The organism is Pseudomonas purpurea (assembly GCF_039908635.1).
In the GTDB taxonomy this organism is placed as follows: Bacteria; Pseudomonadota; Gammaproteobacteria; order Pseudomonadales; family Pseudomonadaceae; genus Aquipseudomonas; species Aquipseudomonas purpurea.
This window is the reverse complement of record NZ_CP150918.1, coordinates 711,866-737,988: the sequence shown is the minus strand read 5'-3', so window position 1 is coordinate 737,988 and position 26,123 is coordinate 711,866. Positions and strand designations below refer to the sequence as shown.

22 protein-coding genes and 1 pseudogene are annotated in these 26,123 nt (G+C 61.1%); 16 read left to right on the top strand and 7 right to left on the bottom strand.

Translation table 11 applies throughout. The features are described from left to right. Positions 1-341 precede the first annotated feature (341 nt). The 12 genes from urtA to ureC all read left to right on the top strand — a co-directional run bounded on the left by urtA (position 342) and on the right by ureC (position 10,925). Positions 342-1,607 carry an urea ABC transporter substrate-binding protein gene (urtA, locus tag AABM54_RS03270; RefSeq protein ID WP_347903753.1) on the top strand — a complete coding sequence of 422 codons (1,266 nt, stop codon included), beginning with the start codon at positions 342-344 and terminating at the stop codon, positions 1,605-1,607. Between the two features lie 95 nt (positions 1,608-1,702). Continuing rightward, positions 1,703-3,205, top strand: coding sequence for an urea ABC transporter permease subunit UrtB (gene urtB, locus AABM54_RS03265; protein ID WP_347903752.1), 1,503 nt, complete (start codon positions 1,703-1,705; stop codon positions 3,203-3,205). A 73-nt stretch (positions 3,206-3,278) separates the two neighbouring features. Then, positions 3,279-3,473, top strand: coding sequence for a hypothetical protein (locus AABM54_RS03260; protein WP_347903750.1), 195 nt, complete (start codon positions 3,279-3,281; stop codon positions 3,471-3,473). Further along, a complete protein-coding gene (gene urtC / locus AABM54_RS03255) occupies positions 3,470-4,549 on the top strand; it encodes an urea ABC transporter permease subunit UrtC (RefSeq protein ID WP_347903749.1) in 1,080 nt (359 codons plus the stop codon). Before AABM54_RS03260 ends, urtC begins: the two co-directional genes overlap by 4 nt. Beyond that, on the top strand, positions 4,546-5,418 hold the full coding sequence (urtD, locus tag AABM54_RS03250; protein WP_347903748.1) for an urea ABC transporter ATP-binding protein UrtD: 873 nt from the start codon (positions 4,546-4,548) through the stop codon (positions 5,416-5,418). Before urtC ends, urtD begins: the two co-directional genes overlap by 4 nt. A 140-nt stretch (positions 5,419-5,558) precedes the next feature. Continuing rightward, positions 5,559-6,257 carry an urea ABC transporter ATP-binding subunit UrtE gene (gene urtE / locus AABM54_RS03245; RefSeq protein ID WP_347903747.1) on the top strand — a complete coding sequence of 233 codons (699 nt, stop codon included), beginning with the start codon at positions 5,559-5,561 and terminating at the stop codon, positions 6,255-6,257. A gap of 30 nt (positions 6,258-6,287) precedes the next feature. Further along, positions 6,288-7,127: an urease accessory protein UreD gene (locus AABM54_RS03240; RefSeq protein ID WP_347903746.1), complete on the top strand. Its 840-nt coding sequence runs from the start codon at positions 6,288-6,290 to the stop codon at positions 7,125-7,127. Between the two features lie 224 nt (positions 7,128-7,351). Next, positions 7,352-7,654 (top strand): urease subunit gamma, encoded by a 303-nt coding sequence (gene ureA / locus AABM54_RS03235; RefSeq protein ID WP_347903744.1) that lies wholly within the window; start codon positions 7,352-7,354, stop codon positions 7,652-7,654. Positions 7,655-7,663: 9 nt separating this feature from the next. Further along, positions 7,664-8,206 carry an N-acetyltransferase family protein gene (locus AABM54_RS03230; RefSeq protein ID WP_347903743.1) on the top strand — a complete coding sequence of 181 codons (543 nt, stop codon included), beginning with the start codon at positions 7,664-7,666 and terminating at the stop codon, positions 8,204-8,206. Beyond that, positions 8,203-8,736 carry a GNAT family N-acetyltransferase gene (locus tag AABM54_RS03225; protein ID WP_347903742.1) on the top strand — a complete coding sequence of 178 codons (534 nt, stop codon included), beginning with the start codon at positions 8,203-8,205 and terminating at the stop codon, positions 8,734-8,736. Before AABM54_RS03230 ends, AABM54_RS03225 begins: the two co-directional genes overlap by 4 nt. Further along, positions 8,733-9,041, top strand: coding sequence for an urease subunit beta (locus tag AABM54_RS03220; protein WP_347903741.1), 309 nt, complete (start codon positions 8,733-8,735; stop codon positions 9,039-9,041). Before AABM54_RS03225 ends, AABM54_RS03220 begins: the two co-directional genes overlap by 4 nt. A gap of 183 nt (positions 9,042-9,224) precedes the next feature. Continuing rightward, positions 9,225-10,925 carry an urease subunit alpha gene (gene ureC / locus AABM54_RS03215; RefSeq protein ID WP_347903740.1) on the top strand — a complete coding sequence of 567 codons (1,701 nt, stop codon included), beginning with the start codon at positions 9,225-9,227 and terminating at the stop codon, positions 10,923-10,925. 62 nt (positions 10,926-10,987) lie between these two features. On the opposite strand, the gene AABM54_RS03210 is transcribed toward ureC, so the two are convergent. Further along, positions 10,988-16,144 (bottom strand): NEL-type E3 ubiquitin ligase domain-containing protein, encoded by a 5,157-nt coding sequence (locus tag AABM54_RS03210; RefSeq protein WP_347903739.1) that lies wholly within the window; start codon positions 16,142-16,144, stop codon positions 10,988-10,990. A 357-nt stretch (positions 16,145-16,501) separates the two neighbouring features. On the opposite strand from AABM54_RS03210, the gene AABM54_RS03205 reads away from it, so the two are divergent. Beyond that, positions 16,502-17,638, top strand: coding sequence for a HAMP domain-containing sensor histidine kinase (locus tag AABM54_RS03205; protein ID WP_347903738.1), 1,137 nt, complete (start codon positions 16,502-16,504; stop codon positions 17,636-17,638). Positions 17,639-17,822: 184 nt separating this feature from the next. Here AABM54_RS03205 and AABM54_RS03200 read toward each other — a convergent pair whose 3' ends face one another. Then, the gene (locus AABM54_RS03200; RefSeq protein WP_347906126.1) at positions 17,823-18,128 is read right to left on the bottom strand and encodes a chaperone modulator CbpM; all 306 of its coding nucleotides are present in this window, start codon (positions 18,126-18,128) and stop codon (positions 17,823-17,825) included. A gap of 44 nt (positions 18,129-18,172) precedes the next feature. After that, positions 18,173-19,123 (bottom strand): DnaJ C-terminal domain-containing protein, encoded by a 951-nt coding sequence (locus tag AABM54_RS03195; RefSeq protein ID WP_347903736.1) that lies wholly within the window; start codon positions 19,121-19,123, stop codon positions 18,173-18,175. Between the two features lie 296 nt (positions 19,124-19,419). Here AABM54_RS03195 and AABM54_RS03190 point away from each other — a divergent pair, with 296 nt between their 5' ends. Then, positions 19,420-20,694 (top strand): Hsp70 family protein, encoded by a 1,275-nt coding sequence (locus tag AABM54_RS03190; protein WP_347903735.1) that lies wholly within the window; start codon positions 19,420-19,422, stop codon positions 20,692-20,694. Between the two features lie 171 nt (positions 20,695-20,865). On the opposite strand, the pseudogene AABM54_RS03185 reads toward AABM54_RS03190, so the two are convergent. The 3 genes and pseudogenes from AABM54_RS03185 to AABM54_RS03175 form a co-directional block, all read right to left on the bottom strand. Next, positions 20,866-21,880 (bottom strand): annotated as a pseudogene (locus AABM54_RS03185) (AI-2E family transporter). 231 nt (positions 21,881-22,111) lie between these two features. After that, positions 22,112-22,420: a PsiF family protein gene (locus AABM54_RS03180; protein ID WP_347903734.1), complete on the bottom strand. Its 309-nt coding sequence runs from the start codon at positions 22,418-22,420 to the stop codon at positions 22,112-22,114. A 78-nt stretch (positions 22,421-22,498) separates the two neighbouring features. Beyond that, complete coding sequence (locus tag AABM54_RS03175; RefSeq protein ID WP_347903732.1) at positions 22,499-23,281, bottom strand: helix-turn-helix transcriptional regulator; 783 nt, start codon at positions 23,279-23,281, stop codon at positions 22,499-22,501. A gap of 96 nt (positions 23,282-23,377) precedes the next feature. Between AABM54_RS03175 and AABM54_RS03170 the strand changes: the two genes are divergently transcribed. Beyond that, complete coding sequence (locus tag AABM54_RS03170) at positions 23,378-24,253, top strand: DMT family transporter (protein WP_347903731.1); 876 nt, start codon at positions 23,378-23,380, stop codon at positions 24,251-24,253. A gap of 143 nt (positions 24,254-24,396) precedes the next feature. On the opposite strand, the gene AABM54_RS03165 is transcribed toward AABM54_RS03170, so the two are convergent. Continuing rightward, a complete protein-coding gene (locus AABM54_RS03165) occupies positions 24,397-25,287 on the bottom strand; it encodes a triacylglycerol lipase (RefSeq protein ID WP_347903729.1) in 891 nt (296 codons plus the stop codon). Positions 25,288-25,553: 266 nt separating this feature from the next. Between AABM54_RS03165 and AABM54_RS03160 the strand changes: the two genes are divergently transcribed. Beyond that, positions 25,554-26,084, top strand: a complete 531-nt coding sequence (locus AABM54_RS03160) for a ferritin-like domain-containing protein (RefSeq protein WP_347903727.1) — start codon at positions 25,554-25,556, stop codon at positions 26,082-26,084. Positions 26,085-26,123 lie beyond the last annotated feature (39 nt).

Below are 26,123 nucleotides of genomic sequence, written 5' to 3'. Positions count from 1 at the left end.
GTGGCGAGGGAGCTTGCTCCCGTTCGGCTGCGAAGCAGTCGCAAACCCAGCGCATGCGTTGTATCCGATGGAATGCGATCGCAGGTTTCAGGGCCGCTCCGCAGCCCAGCGGGAGCAAGCTCCCTCGCCACAGAGTAAGTGCCCGGCCCTTGCTCCAAGGTGGCGCACCTCTGCGCACCAGCACATCGAGCCTGTACTTTCATGGTGCGTCGCCTGCCGACGCAAACGCTCTAACCCGCCATTTCCCTGCCTTTGCCCGACTGGGCACAGCCCTTGCTAAAGCCCCTTCAGTCGTCTGCATCTGCCACCCAGAAAATTCATACGTTCATGGAGATCGCACAATGAAGCGTCGCAGCTTGATCAAGGCTTTCACACTATCGGCAAGCATTGCCGCGATGGGCATGACCTGGACCGTCCAGGCCGCCGAGACCATCAAGGTCGGGATTCTGCATTCGTTGTCAGGGACCATGGCGATCTCCGAAACCTCCCTGAAAGACATGGCGCTGATGACCATCGACGAGATCAACGCCAAGGGCGGGGTCAACGGCAAGATGCTTGAACCGGTGGTGGTCGACCCGGCGTCGAACTGGCCGCTGTTCGCCGAAAAGGGCCGGCAGTTGCTGACCCAGGACAAGGTCGCCGTGGTGTTCGGTTGCTGGACTTCGGTGTCGCGTAAATCGGTATTACCAGTGTTCGAAGAACTCAACGGGTTGCTGTTCTACCCGGTGCAGTACGAAGGCGAAGAGATGTCGCCGAACGTGTTCTACACCGGCGCGGCGCCGAACCAGCAAGCGATTCCGGCGGTTGAGTACCTGATGAGCGAAGAAGGCGGCAGCGCCAAACGTTACTTCCTGCTCGGCACCGATTACGTCTACCCGCGCACCACCAACAAGATTCTGCGCTCGTTCCTGCATTCCAAAGGCGTCGCCGACAAGGACATCGAAGAGGTCTACACGCCATTCGGTCACAGCGACTACCAAACCATCGTCGCCCACATCAAAAAATTCTCGGCCGGCGGCAAGACCGCCGTGATCTCCACGGTCAACGGCGACTCCAACGTGCCGTTCTACAAAGAACTGGCCAACCAGGGCCTGAAAGCCACCGACGTTCCGGTCGTGGCGTTCTCGGTGGGCGAAGAAGAACTGCGCGGCATCGACACCAAACCCCTGGTGGGCAACCTCGCGGCATGGAACTACTTCGAATCGGTGGAGAACCCGGTGAACCAGAAGTTCGTCGCCGACTGGAAGGCCTACGCGAAAAAACACAACCTGCCGGGCGCGGACAAAGCCGTGACCAACGACCCGATGGAAGCCACCTATGTCGGCATCCATATGTGGGCGCAAGCGGCGGAAAAAGCCAAGTCCACCGACGTCGACAAGGTCCGCGAAGCCCTGGCCGGCCAGACCTTCGCCGCGCCGTCGGGCTACACCCTGACCATGGACAAGACCAACCATCACCTGCACAAACCGGTGATGATCGGCGAGATTCAGGCCGATGGTCAGTTCTCGGTGGTGTGGCAGACCGAAGGCCCGATCCGCGCCCAACCGTGGAGCCCGTTCATACCGGGCAACGACAAGAAGCCGGAATATGCGGTGAAGAGCAACTGAGCCACTGGATGTCGAGCCTGACTATCAGGCCCGACACAACTCCTGTGGGAGCGGGCTTGCTCGCTCCCACATTTAGTCCGCGTAAGGCCAATAACATGCCCACTGCCCTTTACCGCTTCATCCTGGCCCTCGCCCTGCTGTTGCCGATAGCCGCCCACGCAGGTGACGCCGAAGACTTCGTCGCCGCCAATCCGGTACAGCAAGCCAAGCTTCTGGAAACCTGGGCCGCACAGCCCGATCCGGCCCGTGTCGAACTGATCAACGCCTTGCAACAAGGGCAATTGACCGTCGACGGCCAAGCCAAAACCCTGCGCTTGAACAACCGCCTGCGGGGCCTGGTCGACACCGCACTGGCCAGCCATCAATTGCTCGCCACCGATGCCACAATCCGTCTGGGCGCCGCGCAGCAATTGCAGAAAAGTGCCAAACCGGCGCAACTGATATTCCTCGACCGGCAACTGGCGAGCGAAAAAGACGAAACCGTTCACGCCGCCCTGAGCCTGGCGCTGGCCAACCTGCAACTGGTGGACAGCGACCCCGTCGTGCGTCTGGCGGCCGTGCGTTTGCTCGGCGAAACCGGCGACCCACTGGCCCGCACCCGCCTCGAAGGTTTGCTCCAGCCTGGCGTCGAAACCGATGACGGTGTGCGCACCGCCGCCGAAACCAGCCTGGCCCAGGTCAAACGCAAACTGCTGGTCGGCGAACTGCTCGGGCAGGCCTTCAGCGGCATGTCGCTGGGTTCGATCCTGCTGCTGGCGGCGCTAGGGCTGGCGATCACCTTCGGCCTGCTGGGCGTGATCAATATGGCCCACGGCGAGATGCTGATGCTCGGCGCCTACTCGACCTACGGGGTGCAGATACTGTTCCAGCGCTTCGCCCCGCAAGCTATCGAGCTCTATCCGTTGGCGGCGTTGCCGGTGGCGTTTTTCGTCACCGCCGGGATCGGCATGGCGCTGGAGCGCACGGTGATTCGCCACCTCTACGGCCGCCCACTGGAAACCCTGCTCGCCACCTGGGGCATCAGCCTCATGCTGATTCAGCTAGTCCGGTTGGTGTTCGGCGCGCAGAACGTTGAAGTGGCGAACCCGGCCTGGCTCTCGGGCGGAGTTGAGGTGCTGCCCAACCTGGTGCTGCCGTACAACCGCATCGTGATCATCGCGTTCGCCTTGTGTGTGGTGATGCTGACCTGGCTGCTGTTGAACAAGACCCGACTGGGCCTGAATGTGCGCGCCGTCACCCAGAACCGCAACATGGCTGCCTGCTGCGGCGTGCCCACGGGACGTGTCGACATGCTCGCCTTTGGCCTCGGCTCCGGCATCGCCGGCCTCGGCGGCGTGGCCCTCAGTCAGGTAGGCAACGTCGGCCCGGACCTCGGCCAGAGCTACATCATCGACTCGTTCCTGGTGGTGGTGCTCGGCGGCGTCGGGCAACTGGCCGGCAGCGTGTTTGCCGCGTTCGGCCTGGGGATCGCCAACAAGATTCTGGAACCACAGATCGGCGCCGTGCTCGGCAAAATCCTGATCCTGGCGCTGATCATTCTGTTCATTCAGAAACGCCCGCAAGGTCTCTTCGCACTCAAAGGACGGGTGATCGACTAAGCGGGGCATGCTCACGCCCATTGACGACCGCGCCACTGCCTCGCTGGCGGCGATACCGAGAAGGAAGGGAAATATGTTTTCCATCAACCACATCAAAGCAAGCCCTGCCGCCATCAAGGCAGCGGCCCTACGGGTTGCGACTGTCGACGCGCCATGCCGCGTTGCGGGTCTTGCCGAGGGAATAACCATCACCTGCGACCCGCGCCTTGCCTGGCACGCCGACAGCCAGCACCGCGGTGCGTCACTGGACGTGAGCGCGCCCCGATGAACCAGCCGCTGCTGCTCACCGCCACCCAAAAGGCCGGCCCCAAAGTCACGATAGCGGTGGCCGCAGTGGTTCTCGCGCTGCTGCTCGCCTTGCCACTGCTGTCGTTGTTGTCACCGGACAATACGCTGCACGTTTCCGCCTATACGCTGACATTGGTGGGCAAGATCCTTTGCTACGCCATCGTCGCCCTCGCCCTGGACCTGGTCTGGGGTTACGCCGGTTTGCTGTCCCTCGGCCATGGCCTGTTCTTCGCCCTCGGCGGTTACGCCATGGGCATGTACCTGATGCGCCAGGCTTCGGGCGACAGCTTGCCGGCGTTCATGACGTTCCTGTCATGGACCGAATTGCCGTGGTACTGGACCGGCACCAGCAGCTTCCTCTGGGCGATGTGCCTGGTGGTGCTGGCGCCGGGTTTGCTGGCGTTGGTGTTCGGTTTCTTCGCCTTCCGCTCGCGGATCAAGGGCGTGTACTTCTCGATCATGACCCAGGCCCTGACCTTCGCCGGGATGCTGCTGTTTTTCCGTAACGAGACCGGGTTTGGCGGCAACAACGGCTTCACCAATTTCCGCACGATCCTGGGCTTCGGCATCACGGAGCCGGGCACTCGCGCGGTGCTGTTTTGCGCCACTGTGTTGTTGCTGGTGGCGAGCCTGTTCATCGGTTGGCGGCTGGCACAAAGCAAGTTCGGCCGGGTGCTGACGGCCCTGCGTGACGCGGAAAACCGCCTGATGTTCTGCGGTTACGACCCTCGGGGTTTCAAACTGTTTGTCTGGGTATTGAGCGCGGTGTTGTGCGGCCTGGCCGGGGCGCTGTACGTGCCGCAAGTGGGCATCATCAACCCCAGCGAAATGTCGCCGACCAACTCCATCGAAGCCGCCGTGTGGGTCGCATTGGGCGGGCGCGGCACCTTGATCGGCCCGCTGCTGGGCGCGGGCGTGGTCAACGGCATGAAGAGCTGGTTCACCGTGGCGTTCCCCGAATACTGGCTGTTCTTCCTCGGCGCGCTGTTCATCGTCGTGACCCTGTACCTGCCCAAGGGCGTGATCGGTTTGCTGAAAAAGAGAGGTGAGCAATGAGAACCACTGCGACGGCCGAGTTCATGCTTGAGCCCGCCTTTCATCCAGAGCTTGAACCGAACAAGGATGCCGGCAGCAGCCGCGATGCCATCGGCCTCGGCCAACGCACCGGCAAAGGCCTGAACACGCGCCACGGCACGATCCTCACGCTGGAAGACATCAGCGTCAGCTTCGATGGTTTCAAGGCCCTCAACGATTTGAACCTGTACATCGGGGTCGGCGAACTGCGCTGCATCATCGGCCCCAACGGCGCCGGCAAAACCACGCTGATGGACGTGATCACCGGCAAGACCCGCCCCAGCCATGGCAAGGCCTGGTTCGGTGAAACCCTGGACCTGACGCACATGAGTGAAGTGCAGATCGCCCAGGCCGGGATCGGCCGCAAGTTCCAGAAGCCGACCGTGTTCGAAGCCTTGAGCGTGTTCGAGAACCTGGAGCTGGCGCAAAAAACCGACAAGTCAGTGTGGGCCAGCCTGCGGGCGAAATTGAACGGCGAACAGAAAGACCGCATCGGCGAAGTGCTGGACACCATTCGCCTGACCACCTCGGTCCATCGCCCGGCCGGATTGTTGTCCCACGGGCAGAAGCAGTTCCTGGAAATCGGCATGTTGCTGATGCAGGACCCGCAATTGCTGCTGCTCGACGAGCCGGTGGCGGGCATGACCGACGCCGAAACCGAGTTCACCGCCGAGTTGTTCAAGACCCTGGCCGGCAAGCATTCGCTGATGGTGGTGGAGCACGACATGGGCTTCGTCGGCTCGATTGCCGACCACGTCACGGTGCTGCACCAGGGCGGCGTGCTGGCCGAAGGCTCGCTTGCACAGGTGCAGGACAACGAACGGGTGATCGAGGTCTACCTCGGTCGTTAGGTCTGCGAACAAACAACCTGTGGGAGTGGGCTTGCCCGCGATGAGGCCGGCACATCCAACATCTTTGTTGACTGACACACCGCCATCGCAGGCAAGCCAGCTCCCACAGGGTTCTGTGTGGAACTGAGGAGATTTGGAACATGCTGCAAGTCGACAAGCTGCACCAGTACTACGGCGGTAGCCACATCCTGCGGGGCCTGACATTTGAGGTGAAGGTCGGTGAAGTCACCTGCCTGCTCGGGCGCAACGGCGTCGGCAAGACCACCCTGCTCAAATGCCTGATGGGCCTGCTGCCGGCCAAGGACGGCACCGTGAGCTGGGAAGGCAAACCGATCACCCCGCTCAAGCCGCACCAACGGGTGCATGCCGGGATCGCCTACGTGCCCCAAGGCCGGGAGATTTTCGGCCGGCTGACGGTGGAAGAAAACCTGCTGATGGGCCTGTCACGTTTCCCCGGTGCCGAGGCGAGAGAAGTCCCGGCATTCATCTACGAGCTGTTCCCGGTGCTGCTGCACATGAAGCAACGCCGTGGCGGCGACTTGTCGGGCGGTCAGCAACAGCAGTTGGCGATTGGCCGTGCGCTGGCCAGTCGGCCACGGTTGCTGATCCTCGACGAGCCCACCGAAGGCATTCAACCGTCGGTGATCAAGGAGATCGGCGCGGTGATCAAACAGCTCGCGGCGCGGGGCGATATGGCGATTCTGCTGGTAGAGCAGTTCTACGATTTCGCCGCTGAACTGGCCGATCAGTACCTGGTGATGTCCCGGGGGGAGATCGTCCAGCAAGGTCGCGGCGAAAATATGGAGGCCGAGGGTGTGCGCGGTCTGGTTACGATCTAGTCTGAAGCGTCCCGACGATAATAAGAAATCATGACCGCACCTGCCCCCGTCACACTGTTCACCCCTTGCTGGCACGCGGAGCTGGAGCTCGGCTACGACCGGTTCGGCGCCAGCACGCGCCCGGTCCTGCGTCGCCATAAAGGCCCGCTGCGGGTGCAAAAGCACCTGTACGCCGAAGGCCCCGAGGTGTGCCAGCACATCATCGTCCACCCGCCCGGCGGCATTGCCGGCGGTGATCGGCTGGACATCAGCGCCAGCGTCGGTGCCGATGCCTGGGCGCAACTGACCAGCCCCGGCGCCGCCAAGTGGTATCGGGCGGCGGCACCTGCGTATCAGCAGCTCGACTTGAAGGTAGCCGCCGGTGCCACGCTGGAGTGGCTGCCGCAGGAAACCATCGTCTTCAGCGCCGCCCAGGCTGAACTCAGTACCACGATTGAACTGCAAGGCAATGGGCGGCTGTTCTACTGGGACGTGGTAGCCCTTGGGCGCCCGGCCAGTGGCGAGCGCTTTGAGCGTGGGCACTTTCAGTCGCAGCTTGATATCCGCCGCGACGGCCAGTTGCTCTGGCACGAACGCCAGCGCATTGTCGGCAATGACGGCTTGCTGGATTCACCAATCGGGCTGGACGGTCAGCCGGTGTTTGCGACGTTGCTGGTGACCGGGGAGGTCGATAGCGAATTGCTGGAGACTTGCCGCTCGTTGCCCCATGACGTACGCGGGGATTTGAGCCAATTGCCGGGACTGCTGGTCGCTCGTTGTCTGGCTAGCGAAGCGCTGCTCGCCCGTGCCTGGCTGATCGATTTGTGGCGTTTGCTGCGTCCCGCGTTGCTGGGACGCGAGGCGGTTGCCCCAAGAATATGGAGCACTTGAGAACCCACCCTCACCCCCCGCCCTCTCCCGGAGGGAGAGGGCGCCTGACCGTGTTGCCTGGACAGAATTTTGCAGTAACCAAAAATATGACTGGCTGACCTGGCCTCGACAAACGACCGAGATCAGTCCCCTCTCCCTCCGGGAGAGGGCTAGGGTGAGGGGCGGTTCCAACTGGCACTTCGCTCCCCGCAAGAACCTCACAAATCTGCCCTGATGGACACACAATGGACCTGACCCCACGCGAAAAAGACAAGCTGCTGATCTTCACCGCCGGCCTGGTCGCCGAGCGGCGTTTGGCCCGTGGCGTGAAACTCAATTACCCGGAAACCATGGCCTACCTGTGCGCCGCGCTGCTTGAAGGCGCACGTGACGGCCAGACCGTGGCCGAGCTGATGCACTACGGCACCACCCTGCTCAGCCGCGAGCACGTGATGGAAGGCATCCCGGAAATGATCCCGGAGGTCCAGGTCGAAGCGACCTTTCCCGACGGCACCAAACTGGTCACCGTCCACCAACCTATCGCCTGAGGCCGCGCCATGACTTTTCACATCCGTGACGCTTCGCACGCCGACCTGCCGGCAATCCGCGATATCTACAACGATGCGGTGCGCAGCACCACGGCGATCTGGAACGAGCAGGCCGTGGACCTCGGCAACCGCCAGGCCTGGTTCGACGCCCGACAATCCCAGGGTTACCCGATCCTGGTGATCGTCGATGCCGACAACAACGTGCTGGGCTACGCCTCGTTCGGCGACTGGCGGCCCTTCGACGGCTTCCGGCACACCGTCGAACATTCGGTGTATGTGCGCAGCGATCAGCGCGGCAACGGCCTCGGTCCACGGCTGATGGAAGCGCTGATCGAGCGCGCCAGAACCTGCGGCAAACACGTGATGGTCGCCGCCATCGAAAGCGGTAACGCGGCGTCGATCCGCCTGCACGAGCGCGCCGGTTTCATCACCACCGGGCAGATGCCCCAAGTGGGCACCAAGTTCGGTCGCTGGCTCGACCTGACCTTCATGCAACTGACCCTCAACCCCGGCGCCCAGCCCCCGTCATCAACAAGGAGTGAGACACCATGAACACGGCCCAATTGCGACGTGTCACCCCTGAAAGCTTTGCCCACTACCGACAGGGTTTGATCGATTTGTTGTTCGACGCGGTGAAGCACGGCGCGTCGATTGGCTTTTTGGCCGACCTCGACGACTCACAGGCCCGCGCCTACATCAACGCGGTGCAGGCCGACCTTGAGAGCGGCAACCTGCTGCTGTGGGTGGTGGTTCACGACGAGAAGGTAATGGCCAGCGTGCAATTGGGTTTGTGCCAGAAAGCCAACGGTCGTAACCGCGCCGAAGTGCAAAAACTGCAAGTGCTGCACGAAGCACGTCGGCGTGGCCTTGGCCAGCAACTGATGAATGCCCTGGAGCTCGCGGCACGCCAGCACCAACGCGGCCTGCTGTACCTCGACACCGAAGCCGGTTCAGCGGCCGAAACCTTTTATCAGTCGCTGGGCTACACCCGCGTCGGTGAGTTGCCCAACTACTGCCAGAGCCCGGACGGTCGCTACACACCGACCGCCATCTACTTCAAGACACTGGGGCAACCTGAATGATTCCTGGCGAATACCGGATCCAGCAGGGCGACATCGAGCTCAACGTCGGCCGACGCACCTTGAGCCTGAGCGTGGCCAACAGCGGTGACAGGCCGATTCAGGTCGGCTCGCATTATCACTTCTTCGAAACCAACGACGCCCTGACCTTCGATCGCGCCGCCAGCCGTGGCATGCGCCTGAACATCCCGGCCGGCACCGCCGTGCGCTTCGAACCGGGGCAGAGCCGCGACGTCGAGCTGGTGGACCTGGTCGGGCATCGTCGGGTGTTCGGGTTTGCCGGGCGGATCATGGGCGATCTCGACTAACACGATTCCCTGTGGCGAGGGAGCTTGCTCCCGCTCGAGTGCGGAGCGCTCGCAATCCGGCTGGTGCGATCTATCTGATTAACCGTGGTGGCAGGTGTTGCGACTGCTACGCAGCCGAGCGGGAGCAAGCTCCCTCGCCACCATGGACCGCGGAGCGCGGCTTATCACTTTCAAGGAACTGCAATGAAGATTTCGAGACAAGCCTACGCCGACATGTTCGGCCCCACCGTCGGTGACAAGGTTCGCCTGGCCGACACCGAGCTGTGGATCGAAGTCGAGAAAGACTTCACCACCTACGGCGAAGAAGTGAAATTCGGCGGCGGCAAGGTCATCCGCGATGGCCAGGGCCAAAGCCAATTGCTCGCAGCCGAGGTCGTCGACACGCTGATCACCAACGCACTGATCATCGACCACTGGGGCATCGTCAAGGCCGACGTCGGTCTCAAGGACGGGCGCATCGCCGGCATCGGCAAGGCCGGCAACCCGGACGTGCAGCCCAACGTGACCATCGCCATCGGCGCCAGCACCGAAGTGATTGCCGGCGAAGGCATGATCCTCACTGCTGGCGGCATCGACACCCACATCCACTTTATCTGCCCGCAGCAGATCGAAGAAGCGTTGATGAGCGGCGTCACCACCATGATCGGCGGCGGCACCGGCCCGGCCACGGGCACCAACGCGACCACGTGCACCTCCGGCCCGTGGCACTTGGCCCGGATGCTTCAAGCGGCCGATGCCTTCCCGATGAACATCGGCCTCACCGGCAAGGGCAACGCCAGCCTGCCCGAGCCGCTGATCGAACAGGTCAAGGCCGGCGCCATCGGCCTCAAACTGCATGAAGACTGGGGCACCACGCCCGCGAGCATCGACAACTGCCTGAGCGTGGCCGACCAGTACGACGTGCAGGTGGCGATTCACACCGACACCCTCAACGAATCGGGTTTCGTCGAAACCACCCTCGCCGCCTTCAAGGGCCGCACCATCCACACCTACCACACCGAAGGTGCCGGTGGCGGCCACGCGCCGGACATCATCAAGGCCTGCGGTTTTGCCAACGTGCTGCCAAGTTCGACCAACCCGACCCGGCCGTTCACCCGCAACACCATCGACGAACACCTGGACATGCTGATGGTCTGCCACCACCTGGACCCGAGCATTGCCGAAGACGTGGCCTTCGCCGAAAGCCGCATCCGCCGTGAAACCATCGCCGCCGAAGACATCCTCCACGACCTCGGCGCGTTCTCGATGATCAGCTCCGACAGCCAGGCCATGGGCCGCGTCGGCGAGGTCATCACGCGCACCTGGCAGACCGCCGACAAGATGAAAAAACAGCGCGGGCCGCTCGCCGGTGATGGCGAAGGCAACGACAACTTCCGCGCCAAACGCTACATCGCCAAGTACACCATCAACCCGGCGATCACCCACGGCATCAGCCATGAAGTGGGTTCGGTGGAGGTGGGTAAATGGGCCGACCTGGTGCTCTGGCGCCCGGCGTTTTTCGGCGTAAAACCGACGTTGATCCTCAAGGGCGGCGCCATCGCGGCCAGCCTGATGGGCGACGCCAACGCCTCGATCCCGACACCGCAACCGGTGCATTACCGCCCCATGTTCGCCAGCTACGGCGGCTCATTACACGCCACCAGCCTGACCTTCATCAGCCAGGCTGCACAGGACGCCGGGTTGCCCGAAGCATTGGGTTTGAAAAAGAAAATCGCCGTGGTCAAAGGCTGCCGCGACGTGCAGAAAACCGACCTGATCCACAACGACTACCTGCCCGACATCGACGTCGATCCGCAGACTTATCAAGTCAAGGCCGACGGAGTTTTGCTGTGGTGTGAGCCTGCCGATGTGCTGCCCATGGCGCAGCGGTACTTTTTATTCTGAGCAAAAAAAGGTCCCGGCACCGAGGTCTGCACCTCCGTATCGGGACCTGATTCAAAGCACCGTCAGCTACCCGGAGCTACCGTAAAAGGGATTTCAACCCGTTGCACTTTTGCCCGATCCATTGCTTGCTGGGTCAGTTGCCTGAGCAAGGCTTCACGCTCGCTTTTAATCAGCGCCAGTTCTTGCTCATAGGCTTCGTCGGCCATGACCTGCCCCGGCGCAAAAGCACTTTCCGGCTGGCCAAGTTCGGCGGCCAGCACGCGGATCTGCTCCTTCAGGCTGGCCTTCTCCTCCAGCGACAGGCCCGCACTGTCAGCTCTCTCATCCAGGGCCACCTTGAACTCGGTCGTGGCAACCGTCTTGCGATCAATCGCCCTGAAGCGTGCCCGGTTCGAACGCTCGACAAAGGACTTCCAGAAGGACTGCTCGGCAATCGAATCACGCAGCAGATCGCCCTCCTCCAACCCCAGAACCCGTTGATAGGCATCCTCGATCATTTCGCTGGTAACGCCTGCGATCTTGCGGAACTGCATGCCGCGCGCCTGCCATGGCAGGTCCAGCCGTTCTGCCAGATCCGTCATGAAGGCCAGGTGAACCTCCACCTCATCAATGGTGCCGGTGACATTGCGTGCGGCATCCTCACGTCGAAACCGCTCACCGGCCGCTTCGCGCGCCACGATGTGGCGCCTGGCAATTCTCTCGAGCTCGTCCAGTCGAGACTTGCCCTGTGCCAGGGTCACCAGCTCAGCCTCGATCAAACCGCTGTTACCGAGCGCCAACGCTTCGTGAACCAGCACCTGCACCCCCATGACGTTGAAAAGCTGTGTCGCACCGTCGACGCAGTTGGATCGTACGTTGGCCTCCCTGAAAAACTGCTCTCGCAATGGCGCGTTCTCAGCCATGGTGTCCAGCATTCGCCAGACCTTGCCCGTCAAATCGGCGCGATAGGCCTTGCTGGCGGTGAAGTCGGCGGACAGGGTGAGCGCGTTGATTTCTTCGAAAAAATCCGTTGAATTGAATTCATCCTCAACATCGTTCCAGACGTATTGCTTCTCAACCCACTGAGGCCGCGTCAAGCCTTCCTCCCACTGGATACTGCTGAGCACACCTGCGGGCGGATAAGGACGTTCAGGGTCCATGCCCACCGACCGAACGTAGTTTTTGAGCGTTTCCAGATTTTCAGCCGACATCCACTCGGGTCCACGACTGAGCCACGTACGCCCCAACATCTCGGCATGCCAGGTGCCTGGCGTAACCTGCGGAATGTCCGTCAACACGTTGCGGCTCAGGTCTAGGAAAAAGTGCCGGAACCGTGGCCGGTCAAACAGCCCGGGCGGCCAGGTAGTGGCGCCTGTATTAGCCAGCACCAGGGTATGCAAGTCAGGCATGCGACTGATGTTCGGCAACAATTCCAAGGGGTTTTCAGCCAACTTCAAGGAGGTCAGCAAGGTGCACTTCTTGAGCCTCTGGTGATCGACGATGTTCAACACAACCCGGTTGCTCGTAAGGTCCAGTTCCCTCAGGTGTGGCATCTCGGCGAGGCTTGAGGGCAACGCGGTCAAACTGTTCCGAGCCAGGTCCAGTGCACGTACGTTGCGAAAGGACTGAAGAAAAGGATGCTCGATGCTCGACAACCCTGTGTTGCTTAACCCCAGGCGCGTCACGTGATCGAAGTTGGCCGCAAGCCTGGGCAGGCTATCGATGTGCGGGCTCAGGTCCAGGTTGCTCAGGTCCAGTGCCTGCCCGGTCGCATTTCCGTATCCGTCCAGATGCCATGGGCCGCTACGCTGCCAGCAACGCCTGATTTTTGCGGCGATGGCATTTCTGGCATTCCTTTCGGCCACGCCTCTGGGGCCGAAACGAAAATCCCGGAGGGGTCGATTCACCCATTGGTTCAGCGTTGAAACCATCTGGTTGAACTCGATCTCAAGCCCATGGATCTGTAGCCCGACGGGGATGTTTTGCTGGCGCAGGGTCTCCATGAACATGTCGAGCTCTGCGTCCGTGAGCGACGGGTAAAGGCTGCGGATTCGAAGCCGGGCCGTCATGTCTCTGGAAACACGCCGATAGCCGTCCATCCCCCCGAGCAGCTTCAGGGTGTGTGGGTCGTAAGCCGGTTTACGAATCGGATGCTCAAGCAACGTCGACGCGAACCGATCATGGCTCAGGGGTGAACGTTGTATTTCAACCTTGAGTCGAGCACCTTCGTGAATGTCATACCCCAACGCGTTGCGCTGCGCATCCGGCAGGGCGTGCAAGACCGATGCATAGAACTCATCGGTGCCGTGCAAATGCCGATCATCCGCGTCCCGCGTCTGGTAGCGCCCGTCTTCCTCAAGAATCAGCACCTTGCGGATGGGCGCATTTTCCGGCCCCACGCTGGCGTGCAGCTTCCCGCCGAAACCCAGTTCGCGAATTTCGATCCGCACCTCATCGGACCACCCTGGCAGGCCGGCCAAGGAGCCCAGTTCGAGCCTGCGCGAGTCGGCACTGGCCAGTTCCTCAAGGTAGAGGCCCTCATAAGCCCGGTTCAATCGCACCCGGTCACGCACTGCCCGGGCCTGTTGACGCAAGCGCAGCGAGAGACGCTGTTTTTCGCTCAGGTGTTGCAGATCGGCCGGCTCGGCATGCTCCAGCAATTCCAGCGCAACGCTGGCCGGCAACTCCGGAACGTCATTGAGCACTCGCCGCACGCGAGGATCGCCAGACACATCGCGGCTCTTGTAGAGCGCTTCGAACAGGCGTTTCTTTTGCTTGCCCGCCTGCTGGCCCAACTGCTTGCGTAATGCCTCGATACGCTCGGGCGTGCCACGGGCGATGTCGTTGCCAAGCAGGACGCGCACCTCGCTGTCGTCCAGCGCTTCAATCACCCGTTCGGGCAGCTTTCCGGCAGCCAGTTCGGAGCGGCTGACCTTGATCGTCATCGGCCCGGACGCCATGGCATTACCATGTTTGAACGAAGCTCCCGAGCGATCCGCCGCCTCGAAAACCTCCACCGCCCTGTTCTCGGGCCAACCCGGCAATTCAACCATGACCTCTGGCACGAAGCCGACCATCGCGTCGGGAATCTGGTTAGCCTCGATGTGCTGCGGGAAGCGTTCCGCCTCTGCGTAGGTATTGAAGCGCATGCAGGTATCGCGCAGCAGCGCGGGCGGCGTTTCATGCTCGACATGCAACCGGCGCAGCAGGTTCTCGTCCACACCGCTCACTCGCTGGATCCTGCCCAGTGTCTGCGCAGAGTATCCGTGGAGCGTGGTGTCCATGCGCTGCATCAACTGTTGCGCTTCCCACTCCAGCGGCCGCTCGGTCTCGACCTTCCAGGCACCGGCGTTGTTATGCTCCACCAGCGGTTTGTAGGCCGTGGGGCGCTGCGGATGTTCCAGCCGATGTTGACCCGTCACCGGGTCCTGGCTCACCTCATAGTGCTTTTCTTCCAGCCGCAGCCACTGCTTGCCGCCCTGTTCAAACAGGCCGATGTCGTTGGGCACGGCATTGGCGGGCAGTGACACCGGGTGCTCATAGGGCCCGAGGTCGGTTTTCCACAAACGGGTCTTGCCATCGGGCATCTCCACCGGTTTGAGGCTGTCGATCAGCGCGCTGGGTTTGACCGCCGCCAAACCCCGGGGCAGGACGTGCCCGACGCCCATCAGCGCCAACTGGGCAAAATTGATCAGCACCCCGTTGATGTGGGACGCCGCTTCTTCCCGGTCGCCCTTGCTCCAGTCCTCGATGCCCTCCACCAGTTCATCGGCGATCTGCGCCACCATCACCCCCAACAGCACTTCGCCCACGCCTGGAATCAACATCCCGACAAAGTTGAACACGTTCCAGCCGATGTCCAGATAACTGGTCAGGCGCTTCCAGCGTGTCGTTGCATCCTCATCACCGGTCGGCACCGCGATGACCCGCGCATCGGCGATGGCTTTATCGCGTTTGTCGGCATACAGCCATTGCCACAAGTCCCCGGTAATCAGGTTGGTGATGGGCTCTGCGGTCGGGTTCTCGAGCTCGGTTTCCCGCCACCAGGGCCCCATGTCCAATGGCTCGCGTTGCTGCCAGACAATCCGCGTCAGGCGTTCGTTGACCCGGGCGAAGAATTTGCCCTTGTCCTTCTGCGCCACGAAGCGACTGAAAAATTCCTGATACTGCGTATCGCGCAGTTGGCCAAGCAGCTCTTTCATGAAGTCGGCGAGCGAGTTGTACTCTTTCAGCGGGTGCAGCGGATCGTCCGGCACATAGGCAATCACCGGTCCGTCCAAACGGCTCTGCCGATGAACATCCTCGCGGCGCAGCATGTCCTCGTGGACACTGTCAGGACCGTTGGCCAGGAACGATTGCAACAGCTTGAAGCGCTCGTACTCGGTGCCCGGCAACACGGGTAACCGTTGCGACCAGTTGCTCCAGAACTTCACTCCGTCGGGCGTCAATTCGTCGACCAACGACTTGACCCTGGACGGCTGGCTCACCGCACTGAACAACACGATGCCGTGCAACGCGAAGCCCATCAGCGAGAGCCGATGCCGGTGCAACGGCTGATCATGAAAGGTGATGTCGCTTTTGCCATCACGTACGTGTTTAAGTTTGCCGTAGGCATACTCGCTGATATCTTTTTTCAAATAAGCCATCAACGCGTCCAGATTAAAAGACGCTTTGTGCGCGGCCAGCGCATGCTCTTCCAATAACTGCCGGGCCTTCGGATCGGAGGGCAATAAAATGCTTTTTATATGCGTTTGATATTGCCCCCCCAGGTCCAGTCGCCGACACAGTGTGGCGATTTTCGCAACCGTCATCGTCCGTTCAAGTGTTAACTCCCCTCGGGAGTTTCTGGAGTACACACCAGAGCCGGTCCGGAAATAATCTTCAGCGGTTTCCGGTTCTTCGAAGTTATGCAATGCGCCCTCCAGCAATGTGGATTCGCGCACACGGCTGGCGCCACTGTCGATGCCAAAGATAATGTTGTCCGGAATGTACAGCTTCAGCGTCAGCGGGCTGACGTCGCCATGGGTATTGAAATTCGACCTGACAAGCAAGGAAAGCAGGGGATTGGCAAACGCCTGAATGTCCTGTTGCAGGTTTTTCAGCGGACCGTCCACCTTCGCTTGTGAGCGCCAGCGCTCTTCAACCAGTTGCTTGAGGTAGCGCCGATTGAGGCTGGACGCATTCATGTACCAATCGGGATAGGTCGGGTTGGCGGTGTCGAGTGATAACAGCCGGCTCACAGGCGCTTGTGTAATAGCCCGGGGCAGCGCCTGAACAATACGTTCGTGGTGCGTTCCGCTGTTTACAATCGGCACTATGGAACGTGGCGTAACATCTTCAAACGCTATTAACTCAGACATTCTGTAACAACCAAAGATAACAATAGAAGTTACCAGCTTAAACAGCGCCCCCTAAAACAAAAGACTAAAAACCTGCTCACCCCATGCCCGTCCCGCCACGTGACCGTTCAACTATTAAAGAGTTGAACATACATAAATAACACCCTTGTTTCCCGTTGGTCTTATGCCTTCGCCACGCGCTGTTTTACCTGTACGCCCTGGCGTTATGATGCTCACTCATTGCCCGAGGCTTCGACCATGCGTTTAGCTGATTTCATCGTTCAACACGTGGACCGCATCGTCGACGAATGGGAGCAGTTCGCCAAAATCATCACCCCGGACGACTCGCTCGACCGCATGACCTTGCGCGATCACGCCAGATCCATCCTGCTGGCCGCCGCCCGAGACATGCGCACGGCTCAAACGGTAAGTGAGCAAGCGGCCAAAGCCAAGGGCGAAGGCCCGGAGAAAACCCCTAGCCTGGATCAAGCCGCCGCCAGCCACGGTGAACTGCGCCACAACGTCGGTTTTGATCTGGTGCAGATGACCTCCGAATTCCGTCACTTGCGGGCCTGCGTGATTCGCTTGTGGGTCAACAGCCTCGATGCGCCGGACCTTCAGTACTTTCAGGACATGATCCGTTTCAACGAAGCCATCGACGAAGCGCTGGCCGAATCCACGGCGGCCTACGCCGAGCAGGTCAATCGCTCGCGGGACATCTTCCTGGCGATCCTCGGCCATGACCTGCGCGCGCCGTTGCAAGCGGTGAGCATGTCCACCGAAATGCTGATCCGCAAAGGCCAACTCGACGCCGACGCCCAGATGTATGCGCAGGGCATCAAGAGCAGTGCCCGGCACATGGCGGTGATGGTCAGCGATTTGCTGGAGCTGGTGCGCAGCCGACTGGGCAACAGCCTGCCGATCGAACCGGCCCCGATGGACCTGGCCACTGCCGCCCAGGCGGCGCTGGATGAAGCCTCTGCCGGGCAGCCGGATTGCGACGCGCAGTTAACGGTCGAGGGGGACACTCAGGGTGTTTGGGACCGCGCCCGGCTCGATCAACTGCTGCAAAACCTGATCGGCAATGCCTTGCAACACGGGGAGAACAAACGCCCGATCACCTTGTGCATCTCGGGGGTCGACCATCAGGTGACACTGACCATGCACAACCACGGCGCGCCTATCCCGCCCGATGCCCTGGGCACGATTTTCGACCCCTTGGTGCGCAGCGCCAGCGAAGAACTGGCCGGCTCTAGCACCAGCCTCGGGTTGGGGCTGTTTATCGTCAAACAAGTGGTGGATGCCCATCAGGGCACGATAGAAGTCAACTCCAACGAAACCGACGGCACGACATTCAGCGTGGTGTTGCCGAGGGTGTCACGGGTGGTTTCATAGCCGATGAAGTTCAGCAACACCGCATTGTGGTGAGGGGACTTGCCCCCGTTCGAGCGTGAAGCGGTCGTAAATCCAGCAAACGCAGTCTGTCTGACAAAACCCGATTGCAGGTTCTGGGCCGCTCCGCAGCCCAACGGGGGCAAGCCCCCTCGCCACATATTGAGTGTTTATCCCTATATTTTGGCTACTCGACCACCAACCGTCCCAGCCGCTGCTTGAGCATGCGGTTTTCGGCGCGCAGTTGTTGCACTTCTTCCAGCAGGTCCAGCGCCAGGGCGACGCCTTCCCATTCCAGTTCCAGGTCCCGCCGCAGCTTGGCGGCGCGTTTGGCCAGGGCCAGTTCAACATCGTTGAACCGCCAGTCCTTGGGCGTGGAGCCCTGAGGTTCGAGGATGCCGTGTTCGACGATTTCGATCACGTAGACGTCCGACAAATCGGTCGCCTCACAGAATTCTGCCATGTCCAGTTGAACGATCAGGGGGCTGCTCATCATCAGCTACTCCATTGCTCTTGGAACCAAAAGGGGCTATCGGATCAAAAGTGCTCCCGCGGGTTGAACGCGGCTTTTTTCGCCAGTTCCTGCCACAACGCTTTGACGTCATCGTCGCTGTGTTTAGGCATCACGGCCTTCAGTTGTACAAACAGATAACCGCGATGACCGGCCTTGTTCAGCAGGCCGTGGCCCTTGGCGCGCATGCGCTGGCCATTCTGGCTGCCGGCCGGGACCTTGAGGTTGATCTTGCCGGTCAGGGTCGGCACGGCCACTTCCGCACCCAACGCCAGTTCCCACGGCGCCAGCGGCAAGGTGATGATGAGGTTCTCGCCCTCGACATCGAACTTGGGGTGCGGCGCGAAGCGAATCGTCAGGTACAGGTCGCCATTGGCGCCACCACCGGCACCCGGTGCGCCCTGACCTTTGAGGCGGATGCGCTCGCCGTCGGTCACGCCTGCCGGGATTTTCACGTTCAGGCTTTTGCTGGTGTTGCTGACATGCTGGCCGGCGGCATTGTATTGCGGCACCTGGAAGCTGATCTTCTTCGACTCGTTCGACAGGGTTTCTTCAAGAAAAACCGCCAGTTCCATTTCCACGTCTTGCCCTCGACGACCGGCGCTGCGGCCAGACTGTCCGCCACCGAAACCCGGGCCACGGTTACCAAAGATCGAACTGAAGAAGTCCGAGAAGTCGCCACCGTCCTGACCCCCGCCAAAACCACCGGTACCGCCCCGCCCTTGCCAGCCCGGCGGGCCCTGGAACGGTTGGCCGTGCTGGCCGTATTTGCGCAAGTCGTCATATTCGGCGCGCTTGTCGGCGCTTTTCAGCGCTTCATACGCTTCCGAGGCGTCCTTGAATTTGGCCTCGGCGTCTTTTTCCTTGCTGACGTCGGGGTGGTATTTGCGCGCCAGTTTGCGATAGGCGGCCTTGATCGCCTTATCGTCAGCCGTCGGTTCCACACCGAGAATCTTGTAATAGTCTTTGAAGTCCATCGCGGGAATCACCATCCGTTATCGATATCGCGCCGCCTGCACAGCCTGCGTCATTTGCCTGGCCGCAGGCTTGACCGGTCTCAAGGTTGTGACCGGGCGGCACATCAGAAGTTTATCGGCAGCCGGGGCGGATCACTTGATCGCGGTGTGGCTGCCTGGCTCATGCCAGTAAGTTTGGGGAGCAAGGATAGTCTTTCAAGACGCTTTAAGCTGCGATTTAGCAGATAGTCGGCCTTCGATTCTGCGCCGCACTGGCATACACTGCGCGGCCGTTTTTTAACCGGAACTCGAAAGACATGAAAAACGCATCTCCGGCCCGTGCCTGCGGTATCGACTTCGGCACGTCCAACTCCACTGTCGGCTGGCTGCGCCCTGGCATGGAAACGCTTATTGCGCTGGAGGATGACAAGATCACCCTGCCTTCGGTGGTCTTCTTCAACATCGAAGAACGCCGCCCGGTGTACGGCCGACTGGCGCTGCACGAGTACCTGGAAGGTTACGAAGGTCGCTTGATGCGCTCGCTCAAGAGCCTGCTGGGTTCCAAACTGATCAAGCACGATACCAGCGTTCTAGGCACGGCGATGCCGTTCAAGGACCTGCTCGGGCTGTTCATCGGCCAGTTGAAGAAACGTGCCGAAGCCGAAGCCGGCCGGGAATTCGAAGAAGTGGTGCTGGGCCGTCCGGTGTTCTTCGTCGATGACGACCCGATGGCCGACAAGGAAGCCGAAGACACCCTGGTCGACGTGGCACGGGCGATTGGCTTCAAGGAAGTGTCGTTCCAGTACGAACCGATTGCGGCGGCCTTCGACTACGAGTCGACCATCGAACGCGAAGAGCTGGTGCTGATTGTCGACATCGGCGGTGGTACGTCCGACTTTTCCCTGGTGCGCCTGTCGCCCGAGCGCCGTGGCCTGGACCATCGCCAGGACGACATCCTCGCCACCGGCGGCGTACACGTCGGCGGGACCGATTTCGACAAGCAACTGAGCCTGCAAGGCGTGATGCCGCTATTCGGCTACGGCAGCCGGATGAAAAGCGGCGCCTACATGCCCACCAGCCAGCACATGAACCTGGCGACCTGGCACACGATCAACTCGGTGTACTCGCAAAAGTCCCAGTTGGCCCTGGGCAGCATGCGTTACGACATCGAAGACACGGGCGGTATCGACCGTCTGTTCAAGCTGATCGAACAACGCGCCGGGCACTGGTTGGCCATGGAGGTGGAAGAAACCAAGATCCAGCTGACCCACGCCGACAGCCGCCATGTGCCGCTGGACCGTATCGAGCCGGGTTTGAGCGTGGAGCTGAGCCGGGTGCTGTTCGAGTCGGCCATCGACGGCTTGCTGGAGCGCGTGCGCAACAGCGTGACCCAACTGTTGAACGACGCCAATGTGCGCGTCGATCAGGTGGACACGGTGTTCTTCACCGGCGGTTCGAGCGGGATTCCGGCGCTACGTAACAGCGTCTCGGCCATGCTGCCTAACGCGCGGCATGTGGAAGGCAACATCTTCGGCAGCATCGGCAGCGGCCTGGCGATTGAAGCGATGAAGCGCTACGGCACACTGGCCTGATGCAAACCCTGTGGCGAGGGGGCTTGCCCCCGTTCGGTCGCGCAGCAGCCACACAACCGGTTATCGCGGTGTAGCTGACAACATACGGTTGTTGGTTTCAGGGCTGCTTCGCAGCCCAACGGGGGCAAGCCCCCTCGCCACAATAGAATCGGTGCCGCATCTGCTGCGGCGTCAGACCATCCCCACCTGCTTCAACTCGCTCTTCAAATACGCGTAATAAATCGGCCCCGCCACCACCCCCGGCAGGCCGAACGCGGCCTCGAACACCAGCATCGCCAGCAGCAACTCCCACGATTTGGCACTGATCTGCCCGCCGACAATCCGCGCGTTCAGGAAGTATTCCAGCTTGTGGATAAAGATCAGGTAGCCCAGCGCCGCCACCGCCACCCAGATCGACAGCGACAAACCGACGATGGTGATCAGGGTGTTGGAGATCAGGTTGCCGATCACCGGCAACAGCCCGAGCAGGAAGGTCAGCACGATCAGGGTTTTGGTCAGCGGCAGTTTGATCCCGAACATCGGCAGGACCACCGCCAGGAAGATCCCGGTGAAGAAGGTGTTGAGCAGGGAAATCTTGATCTGTGCGAACACGATGTTGCGAAACGCCTGGACCAGCAGGTGCAAACGGTCGAACAGCGCCGCCGCCAGGGGTTTGCGCTGGGTCAGGTCCGGGATGCGCTGCAAGGCGATGATCGCCCCCAGCACCATGCCGATCAGCAACGTGACAAACATGTGCGCCGCGTCTTTGCCGACCAGTTGCAGGTCGCTCAGGTGTTTGCTCAACCACTCGCCGATGGCCACGCGAAACTCGGCGGCGCTGGCCGGCAAGTAGGCATCAACGAACGGCGGTAACTGGCCGCGGGCCCTTGTCGACCACGCCCATGAATTTGTCCAGGGAAGCCCCGGGGTTCTCCGCTTCATGCAGCAGAAAACTGATCGCACCGGCAAAGATCAGCGCCAACACACTGACCACCAGCGTGCCCAGCAAGGCCACGGCCAGCCAGCGTGCGCGTCGTCCTTCGATCAATCGCTGCAGTTGCGGGGTAAGCATGTTGACCAGTTCGAAGACCAGCAAACCGGCCAGCAAGCTGGGTAACAATCGCAGGGGCAACACCAGCAGCAAGCCACCAAAAATGATCACCCAACTGACCAACAGCAACACGTGACGCTGAGAAAACGTTGGCATACAGCCTCAAAACAAACGGCGTTAAAGGATTGGCAGTCTGCCAGCGTTCCGGGGTCAGCACTAGGATTGTGTCGCTCGACCTTACCGGCCCCTTCGTGAGCAAGCCCGCTCCCACACTGGATCTACTGTGAATACACTATCTGTGCACGCCAGAGAATAAATGTGGGCGCGGGCTTGCTCGCGAAAGGGCCAGCACAATCGCCACAGAGCCTCCCGGGCTGACCGCGCTGCTTATTTTTTCTTCAGGCAATCGCTCATGAAGGCTTTGCGGGCATCGCCCTTCAGCGCCTGGGTGGCGGCGGTGGCGTTGCAGGTTTTCATTTTTTCTTGCTGCGGGGTCATGGTTTTGCCGGCATCGTTGGCGGCGGGTGCAGCCTTGAGGCAGGTGCTCATAAAGGCTTTGCGCTCATCACCCTTGAGGGTTTTTGCGGTGGCGTCGGCGTTGCAGGTGGTCATTTTGTTCTGTTGGGCGGTGGCGGCAAAACCCTGGGAACAGAGCAGCAGGCCGATCATCAACAAAGGGATACGCAACATCTTCATGGAGTTTTCTCCTTGTTACCGCGCCGATGGGCGCAGCCTTCCGTGAAGTGTAGACAAAGCTTGTTACACCTTCACCTACTATCCAAGGCTGGTCCGGCGGTACTGCTCGGGCGTGCAATCGGCCTGGCGCTGGAACATCGCGATAAACGCCGACGCCGTGCTGTAGCCCATGTCGAAGGCGATTTCCTGAATGCTGCGGGAACTGTCCAGCGCCTTGATCGACGCCAGAAAACGCAAGCGCTGACGCCACTCGCCAAAACTCATGCCCAACTCGCGAACGAACTGCCGGGCCAGGGTCCGTTCGCTGACATGGATCTGCTGCGCCCACTGCGCCAGCGGCCGGTTGTCGCCTGGCGTGGCCTGCAAGGCTTCGAGTATGCCGAGCAATCCGGCACTGCTGGCGTAAGGCAAATAGCAGTTATGCACAGGCGCCTGCTGAAGCTGATCGACCAGCACCTCGGCCAGGCGCTTATCGGCCGGGTGTTCGGGGATTTTCACGTCGCGGGCGGCGAAATCCTTGAGGATCGCCTTGAGGATGTCGCTGATCGCCAGGGTGCAGGCCTGAGGCGGCAAGTCCTGGCACAGCAGCGGTGTCAGGCAGACCGCGCGATAGTTGACCGGTTGATTGCTGTAGAAGCTGTGCTCGGTCTGCGGCGGCACCCACACGGCGTATTGCGGCGGCGACATGAAACGGCTGCCTTCGATGTCCATGTGCAGCACGCCGTGGGCCGAATACTCCAGCGTGCCCCACGGGTGGCGGTGGGCCGAAGCGTATTCGTGAACGTCAAAGTCGGCGTAACGGAAGTACACCGGGGACGGCAGTTCGCTGAAATCCAGCAGATCGATGTGTTTACTGTTCATGCTGTCCGGAATCAGAGGCAGGTTGTCTGGATCGAAGTATAGGCTTTGATCCAGACAGGCGGATAATCACGCTTCATTAACGTTCTGGTTTCCCCCATGCAATACGCTTATCCCCTGCTGGCCATTTTCATCTGGGCTGGCAACACCGTGATCAACAAACTGGCGGTCGGTGCGATCTTCCCGGCCGAGATCGGTTTCTATCGCTGGCTGCTCGCCGGGATGCTGTTCACCCCGTTCATGCTCAAACCGGTGATGACGCACTGGACGGTGATTCGCCCGAACCTGGGCAAGATCTTCGTCCTCGGTGTGCTCGGCATGGCGGTGTATCAGAGCCTGGCGTACTTCGCCGCGACGATGACCTCGGCCACCAACATGGGCATCATCCTGTCGCTGATGCCGTTGATGTCGCTGGCCATGGCGATTGCCAGCCTCGGCCAACGCCTGACTGCCGGCGCACTGGCCGGCGCGGTGCTGTCGTTCGCCGGGGTGCTGGTGGTGGTGTCGTCCGGCAGCCTCGGCGTGCTGCTGGAACACGGCGTCAACCTGGGCGACGCAATGATGCTGATCGCCACCCTGGCGTATGCGATCTACAGCACGCTGCTGAAAAAATGGCAGCTGCGTCTGCCACCGCTGGTGTTGCTGTACTTGCAGGTGCTGGTGGCGGTGGTGGTGCTGTTTCCGCTGTTCCTGGCCTCGCCCAAAGTCGGCCCGACCCTGCAGAACATTCCGTTGGTGCTGTATGCCTGCCTGCTGGCCTCGATGGCCGCGCCACTGGCGTGGATGCAAGCGGTAGTGCGGCTGGGGCCGAGCCGGACCACGCTGTTTTTCAATTTGCTGCCGTTGATTACCGCGCTGATCGCTGCCGTGGTGCTGCACGAACAATTGGCGCTGTATCACCTGGTGGGTGGCTTACTGACATTGGGCGGGGTGATTCTTTCCGAGCGCTGGATCACGGTGCTTGGCCGCGCTTGATCTTCTGTGGCGAGGGAGCTTGCTCCCGCTGGGGCGGTGGCGCGCTCGCTTGCGCAGCAGCCCTGAAACCTGCATCCCGGATCGACTGGTTTTGCGACCGTTTCGCGATCGAGCGGGAGCAAGCTCCCTCGCCACAAAAGCGGCTAAACGCCGGCCGCCTTCAACCGCTGCGCATGTTCGACGAACAGCCGCACCGGGTCAGCGCCCTTGCCCACCAGCCCCAGTGACTGGTTGACGATGTCGAAGTGATCGAGCGGGTATTCGTCGCCAATCACCGTGCCCAGGTGTGAGCTGTAGCGCCCGACCATGCCATCGCAATGCCCGGCCTCGCGCACGAAGGTTCGGGCGAACAGCCGACAACTGCGGTTGGTGCCGTCGAACAGGTTAGCGCCGCGGTCGGTCTTGCCCGGTTGCAGGGTGCCGGACCAGGAGTAGTAACGCACGCCGTTGACCTCTTCCGGCCCCTGCCCGCCCCAGGTATCCGGCAAGCCTTGTGGATAACGTTGATTGAACAGCGCCACGCCTTCGGTGGTCAGCGATTGGTGCGAGGCGTGGACATCCACCGGCAATTTCGGCCCGCGATAACCGGTTTCCAGCACGCCCATCACCCACGCCACCGCGCGCAATACCGCGCTCAGCACACGGCCCTTCGCGCTGTCGTGCGGGTAGTTTTTTTGCAGATAATCCGCCAGTTCCGAACCGTGATTGGGACCGGCGACCGAGGTGACCGACGCGACCCAGTCCGGCCGCTTGGCGGCGGCATAACGAGCAGTCAGTGAGCCCTGGCTATGGCCGAACAGATTGACCTTTTGCGCACCGGTCTCACGCAAAATCGCCTCGATGCGCGCCAGCAACTGCTCGCCACGCACCTCGCTGGAGTTGATCGGGGAAACCTGTACCGCAAACACCACCGCCCCACCCCGGCGCAACGCCGAGACGATCCCGAACCAGTACGGATAGAACAGCAGCCGGATAAACCCGAGCATTCCCGGCACCAGCACCAACGGGTAACGCGTGGCAGTCGCTTGCGACATGGGCAAACATCCTTGTGAACAGAGAGTGGGCCCAAGGCATCGGCCACGAGCATCGCCATCGAAGATGACACCTTCACGTCCAGTCTATGACATTCACTGATTTCGACTTCAAGCCCTCACGCCCCGCCCGGCGGTCGGCGGCATGGGCAGTCCTGACCGTTTGCGGCTAATTAGATAAAACTTTTCGTCGCGTTCCTCACTCACACCTTAAGTAGCGATCACGCCAACAGAGCGTGGAGAACCGTCGATAGCCCGAGGAGATCGAGATGAGTGACCTGCAATTGTCAGATGTAAGCACCCTGCGCAAACGCGCCCGCAAACATGTCGAGAATGGCGCCGTGACCGAAGGCTACAGCGCTGATCGCAAGGAAGTCCTGCGCCTGCTCAACGAATCGCTGGCCACCGAACTGGTCTGCGTGTTGCGCTACAAACGGCACTATTTCATGGCCAACGGCTTGAAAGCCGCCGTGGCCGCCGACGAGTTCCTGGAACACGCCACGCAGGAGGCCGAACACGCCGACAAACTGGCCGAGCGCATCGTGCAGTTGGGCGGCGAACCGGAGTTCAACCCCGACCTGCTGTCCAAGAACTCCCACGCCCAATACGTGGCTGGCAGTACGCTCAGGGAAATGGTCTACGAAGACCTGGTGGCCGAACGCATCGCCATCGACAGCTACCGCGAAATCATCCAGTACATCGGCGAAAAAGACCCCACCACCCGACGGATCTTCGAAGACATCCTGGCCCAGGAAGAAGAGCACGCCGATGACATGGCGGACATCCTGAAGGATTTGTAAGTCCTGTATGGCGGCCATCGCGAGCAAGCTCGCTCCCTC